The 2076-nt window shown below is 74.6% G+C and carries 2 protein-coding genes and 1 pseudogene; 2 read left to right on the plus strand and 1 reads right to left on the minus strand.

What is annotated here, in order from left to right; translation table 11 throughout:
- Positions 1-34 precede the first annotated feature (34 nt).
- Complete coding sequence (locus EAO71_RS36225) at positions 35-1159, plus strand: hypothetical protein (protein ID WP_147982048.1); 1125 nt, start codon at positions 35-37, stop codon at positions 1157-1159.
- Here the strand turns inward: EAO71_RS36225 and EAO71_RS36230 are convergent.
- On the minus strand, positions 1131-1499 hold the full coding sequence (locus tag EAO71_RS36230) for a DUF192 domain-containing protein (protein WP_147982049.1): 369 nt from the start codon (positions 1497-1499) through the stop codon (positions 1131-1133). The two genes, EAO71_RS36225 and EAO71_RS36230, sit on opposite strands and share 29 nt — an antisense overlap.
- Positions 1500-1539: 40 nt before the next feature.
- On the opposite strand from EAO71_RS36230, the pseudogene EAO71_RS40215 reads away from it, so the two are divergent.
- A pseudogene (locus EAO71_RS40215) lies at positions 1540-2076 on the plus strand (prepilin peptidase); the annotation flags it as partial.

The raw sequence follows: 2076 nt of genomic DNA on the forward strand, positions 1-2076 counted from the left end.
GTTCCCACCCCGCCCCGCGGACATAATCGAGCGCATGTCCCCAGCTCAGCCCGCCGCCGTCCGGCGGTCCGTCCTCGCGGCCGTGCCCTGGTCCGCGCTCGGCGGGTATGCCGCGACCCGTCTCCTCGGTCTGGTGGTCCTCGCCGTCGCCTCCGCCGTCGCGGGCAAGGACGGGCTGCACCGGCTGAGCGGCCGCTGGGACGCCGTCTGGTACGTCCGGGTCGCCGAGCACGGGTACGGCTACGAGGTCACGCTGCCCGACGGCGGCGTCCACTCCGACCTGGCCTTCTTTCCTCTCTTCCCGGCCCTCGAACGGGCCGTGTCCGCCGTCCTGCCCGTCGACGCGGCGACGGCCGGGCTGGTCGTCGCCTGGGTCGCGTCGCTCGCCGCCGCCTGGGGCATCTACCGGTGCGGCGCCCATGTCGCCGGGCATCAGGCCGGGGTCGCCCTGGCCGTCCTGTGGGGCGTGTATCCGACGGCGTTCGTGCAGTCGATGGCGTACACGGAGACGCTCTTCACCGCCTTCGCCGCCTGGTCGCTGTTCGCCGTGCTGCGGGGGCGCTGGATCCTGGCCGGGGTGTTGTGCGTGGGTGCCGGGCTGACGCGGCCGACCGCCGTGGCGCTCATCGCCGCGATCGGGATCACCGCGCTCGTCGCGGTGGTCCGGGAGCGCCGGCTGCCGCCGCGCATGGCGGTCGGGGTGCTTCTCGCGCCGCTGGGCTGGCTGGCGTACATCGTCTACGTCGGTGTGCGGCAGGGCGCTGCGACCGCCTACTTCGACGTCCAGGCGGCCTGGGGCAACTCCATCGACGGCGGGGTCGCGCTGGCCCGTTTCATCGCCGGTCTGCCGTTGCCGGCCGCTTTCGGTCTGTGTGCGGCGCTGGCGCTGCTCGGCTGGCTGGTCGTGCTGTGTGTGCGGCAGCGGCAGCCGTTGCCGCTGCTCGTGTACACGATCGGGGTCGTCGTGGTCTCGCTGGTCGGGGCCGCGTACTTCGGGTCGCGGCCCCGTCTGATGATGCCGGCGTTCGGCCTGCTGCTGCCGGCGGCGGTGGCGCTGGTGCGGCTCCGGGTGCGGGGCCGGGTCCTCGTCCTGGCCGTGCTGGCGCTGGCCTCCGCCGGTTACGGCGCGTTCACGCTGCTGGGTTCGGGACCGCCGTGACCCGGACGCCCGGCCGCAGTCCCCAGTCGGCCATGGTGCCGGCCTCCGCTTCGAGGACGTGCCGGCCGCGCAGGCGGACGAGGCCGAGGCGGCCCGGTTTCATGGTGACCACGTCGAGGACGCGGAGGGTGCGGTCGAGGTAGGCCACGTCGATGGCGAACCGCATGCCGAAGGTGTGGATGCTGTTGGTCGGGGTGATGAGCAGGGCGCCCTCGACGCCGTCGCGGCCGAGGAGGCCGCGCCGCCGTGCCCGGTACGAGGCCGCGATCTCGAGTGCGACCGTCGCCTCGGGGGCGTGCAGTGTTCCGGTGCCGTCCCGCCATGTCCCCTGTCTCCGCATGGGGGAGACGGTAGTGGTGCGGATGGGTAGGGTGCCGCGCGTGGACGTGATGCTGATCGTCGTCGCCGCTCTGTGGGGTGCGGCCGCCGGGCTGCTCGTGTCACGTGCCGCGTACCGGTTGTCGGTCGGGCCGGAGGAGCGCCGGCGGGACAGTTGTCCGGTGGGGCACGGCTTCACCGGTCCCGCGGGTGGGTGGCTGGGTGGTCCGGGATGCCGTGGCTGCGTCGTGGAGGCGGCCGTTCCCGGGTCGGGGGCGCCCGGCGCCCTGGTTGCCCCCGTGTCTCCCGTCGCCCCCGCTGCCGGGGGTGCTTCCGTTCGGGCCTCGGTGTCCCTGGTGCGGTACCGGGCGGTGGCTCCGGTGGTCACCGCTCTCGCCTGTGCGGCGCTCGCCGCCGCCACGGGGCCCCGTCCGGAGTTGGCGGTGTGGCTGCTGTACGCGCCGTTCGGCGTGCTTTTGGCGTGGGTGGACGTCCGGGTCCGCCGGCTGCCCGACGTGCTGACGCTGCCGCTCGCCGGCGCGGTGCCGCTGCTGCTGGGAGGTGCCGCGCTGCTGCCGTACGAGGCCGGTTCCTGGGTG

The organism is Streptomyces sp. MS191 (assembly GCF_008042125.1).
In the GTDB taxonomy this organism is placed as follows: domain Bacteria; phylum Actinomycetota; class Actinomycetes; order Streptomycetales; family Streptomycetaceae; genus Streptomyces.